The sequence below is a fragment of the Desulfosporosinus fructosivorans genome, from assembly GCF_004766045.1.
GTDB lineage: Bacteria > Bacillota > Desulfitobacteriia > Desulfitobacteriales > Desulfitobacteriaceae > Desulfosporosinus > Desulfosporosinus fructosivorans.
In genome coordinates this window covers 32899-38898 of the sequence record NZ_SPQQ01000025.1, presented here as the reverse complement: position 1 = coordinate 38898, position 6000 = coordinate 32899, and the positions used below count along the sequence as shown (strand labels likewise).

Sequence of the window (6000 nt, the reverse complement as noted above, 5' to 3'; positions counted from 1 at the left end):
AACACGGAAGTTAAGACCTCCAGGGCCGATGATACTTGGGGCGCAAGCCCCTGGGAAAGTAGGTCATCGCCAGGTAAGACATAGGGGATACCTTAAGGGTAGCCCCTTTTGTGTCACGATTATTTTTTAAAGAAGGTACGTTATACTAAATTATGGACCTTTGGTCAAGCGGTCTAAGGGTTGCACGGGTTTTTCACCGAATCAAGCTCTCCAGTGAATAATAGTAAATATTCTAAACTAAGATGGGCAGTGCTTGAGTGTAAAAGGTGACAGACGACAGTCGTTTGTAAATCTGTTCCGAGAGGTACGATGCATTTAATGCCCAAAACGTGAAAATAGATAATGGATATAGCTATTGGGTCCTAGAGCAACTGCTCAGGCTTAATATAAATGATTGGGGTGTCGCCAAGCGGTAAGGCACCAGACTTTGACTCTGGCATCCGTAGGTTCGAATCCTCCCACCCCAGCCAAAAGGGCCATTAGCTCAGTCGGCTAGAGCACCTGACTTTTAATCAGGGTGTCCCGCGTTCGAGTCGCGGATGGCCCACCATAGATTCAATCCGTTCAATGCCTCCAGCAAACTGCGGGAGTGGCCAATATTCCTCGATAGCTCAATGGTGGAGCAACCGGCTGTTAACCGGTAGGTTGTAGGTTCGAGTCCTACTCGGGGAGCCAAGTTGGTAAAGCAAGCGGTTCATATCCGTTCATGTGAGCGTTCGAATATCCCTCTAATACTAAGCGTGCGGGTGTAGCTCAATGGTAGAGCGCTAGCCTTCCAAGCTAGTTACGCGAGTCCGATTCTCGTCACCCGCTCCATGAGAATATATACCGCACCATAAGGTGCGGTTTTTTATATCATATATCATTTGAAATAGGGTTTTGAATGCAAATATTGTAATAGGTAAATGGCGATCGCACACTCGTGTCTTCAGATATTGAGTGTGCGGTCGCTTTCCTGTGCGTATAGTATGTAAAATATAGGTTATTTATAGAACATAATAGCTCGTAATCTATACGCATGGTATAGTATATATGTGGTAAGAGTCAGAGGGAAAATTCACTATGTTTATTCCCTCTGATACCATATCGTCTTTTGATTTAATATTAAATAGAGTTTACTACTTAAAGAACCTAGCGCTACGAGATAGAGATATGTTTGTTAATACAGCTGAAGATCGAAATGTTGTGATCAGACGAACGGAAATTGAATTTGTATGGGTGTTGAGCAGTCCAAAACTGAAGAACTGAAGATGATTTCGTTCTGTTTAGATTAGCGTGGAGAGGGGAGAGAGCTAACTGTGTATTTACGCATACCATATATCGATCGTGTCGGCATTGTCCATGATATTACTTTGATTTTGGCGAAACGAGAAACTAATATTATATCAATGGAAGTGCAAGAGGGTATCGTATTTTTGGAGTGCCAGGATGTTTTACAAGACCAACGCATAGAGTTTGTTGAAGAACTGAGTAGTATTAGTGGGGTGCAGGAAATAGTAGAAATTTCCTTTATGCCATCCAAAGGGCGTGCAGAGCAATTAGAGGCTATCTTAACCTCGGTCCAAGACGGGATTTTAGCGGTCAATCAGGATAGTATTATCACACAATGTAATCCTGCTGCAGTTCGTATGCTTAAGTTGTCTGCTCAACAGGTTCCGGGACAGCCTTTAGGTTCTACGCTTTTTAAAAATTTGCTGATACAAGAAACATTACAAACTGGTTGTCAGCATAACAATCGGGAAGTATTCATTGCCTCAGATCATGGTTATTGTGTTGTAAATACCATACCTCTACGGAATAAGTGTGATGATGTAATTGGCGTGATTGCAGTAATTAGGGATACCCATGACGTTAGGAACTTGATGCGTAGTATGACAACTTCGTTACCAATGACATTTGCTGATATTCCTTTTGTCAGCCCAGTTATGGAGGAAGTGTTAGGACAGGCTCGTCGCTATGCAGCAAGTGACTCCACAATACTTATTAACGGCGAAACTGGAACAGGTAAAGAATTATTTGCCAGGGCCCTGCATAGTGCTTCACGAAGAGCCAAAGCAGCCTTTGTACCTATTAACTGTGCAGCTATTCCGGACACGTTGCTGGAAAGTGAACTGTTTGGGTATACAGAAGGCGCTTTTACTGGGGCGGTCAAAGGAGGTAAGCCGGGGCTATTTGAACTAGCCAATGGTGGGACATTATTTCTCGATGAGGTGGGAGACGTATCTGCTCATTTACAGGTGAAATTGCTACGTGTCCTCCAAGAGCAACGCGTACGGCGGGTGGGTAGCAATAAGGAAGTAGCCATAGATGTGCGGATTATTGCTGCTACTAACCGCAATTTGGAAGATATGGTGTCAGATAAAACTTTTCGGGAAGATTTATTTTATCGACTAAATGTTATTCCCTTGTTAATACCGCCCTTGAGAGAGCGATTTGAAGATATTCGACTGCTCAGTGAAATCTTTCTAAAACGTTTCGCCGAAAAACTACAGCGTTCAGTAATGAGGTTTTCTCCGTTGGCATTACAACGCTTAGAGGGTTATAATTGGCCGGGTAATGTGAGGGAATTGAAAAATATCATAGAGCGTGCAGTGAATCTAGTTGACGGTGAAGAGGTACAGTCAGAGCATATATTTTTAGGTCGGTTATCTGGATCAACAGCAGCTCCTACCTTAGTACAGTTTGAAACATATCAGACATTGGAGGAACGTCTAGGAGAAATAGAACGAGTAATTCTACAACAAACCTCTTTGCGCTTCCGATCTTCTAGGCGTATGGGTGCAGTACTAGGACTATCTCATACAGCAGTGTTGAAAAAAATGCGCAAATATGAGTTGCCTTTATCGTGAACACGTTTAATGAAGTTAAACAAACACAATCAGCATCCCTTTGGGGGTGCTGATTGTGTTTGTTCTGGAAACTTAACGTAACAGTGGAACGATTATTGGAAATATAAGTTTACAGAAAGGAGACTGTTAATTTAGTAAATTCAGACTAAACAGGCACTTCAGATTTGGCACGATTATTGCATTCTTAAATAAAGGCAAGGACAGGAAGATAAGCCAGATTAGCATTTCACGTGTAATGCAATAACAATAAGGGGGATTAATAATGATTATTGGTGTAGCAAAGGAAATTAAGAACAATGAAAACCGTGTAGGGCTAACTCCTGCAGGCGCTGGGGATTTGTGTAGAGCAGGGCACACGGTATTGGTCGAGCATAGTGCCGGTTTGGGAAGCGGTTTTTCAGATGAAAGTTATGCTAAAATTGGTGCAACTATCATTGCCGACAAGAAAATATTGTTTGATCGTTCTGAAATGATCATTAAAGTCAAAGAACCGTTAGCGGCGGAATATGATCTATTCCATGAAGGGCAAATCCTATTCACCTACCTGCATTTAGCACCTGAGGCTGCGCTAACAAAAGCATTGCTGGAGAAAAAGGTAATTGGTATTGCTTACGAAACCATTGTAGGGCGTAATAATACCTTGCCCCTCTTGTCGCCTATGAGTGAAGTTGCTGGCCGCATGTCAGTACAAATTGGTGCCCAAATGCTTGAAAAACCATGGAGTGGCAAAGGTATCCTACTAGGTGGAGTACCTGGTGTAGAATCTGCCCAAGTCGTCATTATTGGGGGCGGTGTTGTTGGTACCAATGCAGCTAAAATGGCAGTTGGTATGGGTGCACGGGTTACGATTATTGACAACTCAGGTGACCGTCTTGCTTATCTGGATGATATTTTTGGCGGTAGAGTCACAACTGTCATGTCCAACAGCTATAATATCGCAAAGTGGGTCGAAAAAGCGGATCTTTTGATTGGGGCAGTACTTATTCCTGGTGCCAAAGCTCCCAAACTTGTTAGCGAAGAAATGGTTAAATCTATGGAAATTGGTTCGGTAATTGTCGATGTGGCGATAGACCAAGGCGGTTCTATTGAGACTATTGATCGGGTTACTACTCATAGCGATCCGACCTATATGAAGTACGGTGTAGTACACTATTCAGTTGCCAATATGCCTGGTTCAGTGTCTCGTACATCCACCTTTGCTCTAACAAATGCTACACTCCCCTATGCTTTGAAAATAGCCAATAAAGGCTGGCGACAAGCCCTTAAGGACGATGCAGGATTAGCACGCGGGCTTAATGTTTATAATGGACAGGTAACTTTTAAGGCTGTAGCAGATGATCAAAATCTACCATATACACCAGTAGCCGAAATTCTAGCATAAAACAAGACAAGATATGATATGATATGTTAAGCGTTGGAAAGCCTGTTATTCTTAATTATAGGCTTTCCTACCTCTTGAGGCTACGTTGACTAGGAGATTAAATTATTAGAGAAAGGATCGTGGAGAGAACGCATGGAAACATTTCACAACATAATTATCTGGGCCAACGGTTACCTATGGGGACCTCCTATGCTTGTTCTACTTTTCGGTACACACCTATTCCTAACCTATCGAACCCGCTTCATACAAAAGTATATCTTTAAAGCAATTAAACTTTCTGTGACCAAAGACTCAAAGGCAGAAGGAGATGTGAGCCAATTTGGCGCTCTCGCAACAGCTCTCGCGGCAACTATTGGTACAGGAAATATCGTCGGAGTAGCAACGGCCGTTGCACTTGGCGGTCCTGGTGCCGTACTGTGGTGCTGGCTGACAGGGGTATTTGGGATCGCAACCAAATATTCGGAGGCCTTACTAGCGGTTAAATACCGAGTTAAAACCTCCGATGGGACAATGCTTGGTGGCCCGATGTACGCTCTTGAAAACGGGCTCGGCCAGAAATGGCTTGCAGTATTATTCAGCATTTTTACAGCAATTGCTGCTTTTGGGATTGGCAACGCAGTCCAAGCCAACTCCGTTTCCAGTATGGTGTACGAAACATTTAACATATCACCTTATATTAGCGGTGCTATCATGGCCATCCTCACAGGTGTCGTGATAATCGGCGGCGTAAAATCTATCGCACGTGTCTGTGAAAAGCTTGTACCTTTTATGGCTATTGTTTACGTACTTGGCTGTATCGTTATTTTGGTTATAAATTCTGCTTACGTAGGCCCTGCCATCGCCTTAATTTTCAAATCAGCCTTTACCCCTCAAGCTGCTGGAGGTGGATTTGCCGGAGCTTCGATCATGATGGCTGCTCGCTATGGGATTTCCCGCGGCTTGTTCTCTAATGAATCTGGCTTAGGCTCAGCTCCAATCGTCGCCGCGGCTGCTCAAACTAGAAATCCTGTTCGACAGGCCCTCGTCTCAGCTACAGGGACCTTTTGGGATACCGTAGTGGTCTGTGCAATGACCGGTATCGTCTTAGTCAGTAGTATCATGAGTAGTCCAGCAATAACTGATGGATTGCAAGGCGCCGCACTTACTAAAGCAGCGTTTGGTTTGATCCCTGTGGTAGGACCCCTAGTACTGACCTTCGGGCTCTTAACCTTCGTCTTTTCAACAATCCTCGGTTGGTCCTATTACGGCGAACGAGCGATTGAATATTTATTTGGAAAAGTTGCAATTATGCCTTATCGAATTGCCTGGGTTGTTGTTGTTTTCTTAGGATCAATTATGGCATTGCCTGTCGTTTGGGATATGGCAGATGCGATGAATGCCCTGATGGCCCTACCAAACCTGATAGCATTAATTCTCTTAAGTGGAGTTATTGTGGCTGAAACGAAAAAATATCTTTGGGAAGACAACTTAGATGAAATATCGACAGACCCCATACGAGTTATTGAAAAATAAGTGAAATTATCTATGGTAAGGAAAGCGCGTGCCTAGCTTGTATGTAGGGAATGTAAGCTAATTGGCTCTCATCGGAAACGATGGGGGCCTTTTTATTTCTATTTTTACCCTTATATGCCTTCACATTATCAACATATAAGGGTCACTGAATGGTAACAAGTTTGTACTACTATATAAACAACAGCTGATTATTACCCGCTAGTTGAGCGGTTAATACAAACTGTATTCCACGCCAAGCAAATTATTGTGTACCTGTTC

At 43.2% G+C, this 6000-nt stretch carries 3 protein-coding genes, 4 tRNA genes and 1 rRNA gene; all 8 read left to right on the top strand.

All coding sequences use genetic code 11. The features are described 5' to 3' along the window. Window positions 1-75: ribosomal RNA gene (gene rrf, locus E4K67_RS28355) — 5S ribosomal RNA — on the top strand; the annotation flags it as partial. Window positions 76-395: 320 nt separating this feature from the next. Continuing rightward, window positions 396-470: transfer RNA gene (locus E4K67_RS28350), tRNA-Gln, on the top strand. Between the two features lie 3 nt (window positions 471-473). Continuing rightward, window positions 474-550 (top strand) — tRNA-Lys (locus tag E4K67_RS28345). Window positions 551-600: 50 nt separating this feature from the next. After that, window positions 601-675, top strand: a tRNA-Asn gene (locus E4K67_RS28340). A 67-nt stretch (window positions 676-742) separates the two neighbouring features. Next, a tRNA-Gly gene (locus tag E4K67_RS28335) sits at window positions 743-816 on the top strand. A 482-nt stretch (window positions 817-1298) separates the two neighbouring features. Further along, window positions 1299-2849, top strand: coding sequence for a sigma 54-interacting transcriptional regulator (locus tag E4K67_RS28330; RefSeq protein ID WP_135552901.1), 1551 nt, complete (start codon window positions 1299-1301; stop codon window positions 2847-2849). 262 nt (window positions 2850-3111) lie between these two features. Then, a complete protein-coding gene (ald, locus tag E4K67_RS28325; protein ID WP_135552899.1) occupies window positions 3112-4230 on the top strand; it encodes an alanine dehydrogenase in 1119 nt (372 codons plus the stop codon). A 132-nt stretch (window positions 4231-4362) separates the two neighbouring features. Further along, window positions 4363-5742 carry an alanine/glycine:cation symporter family protein gene (locus E4K67_RS28320; protein WP_135552897.1) on the top strand — a complete coding sequence of 460 codons (1380 nt, stop codon included), beginning with the start codon at window positions 4363-4365 and terminating at the stop codon, window positions 5740-5742. The last annotated feature ends 258 nt before the right edge of the window (window positions 5743-6000 follow it).

Coding starts and splice junctions, on each gene's coding strand:
- E4K67_RS28320 (WP_135552897.1), top strand. CDS start 4,363: ATGGAAACATTTCACAACATAATTATCTGGGCCAACGGTTACCTATGG.
- ald (WP_135552899.1), top strand. CDS start 3,112: ATGATTATTGGTGTAGCAAAGGAAATTAAGAACAATGAAAACCGTGTA.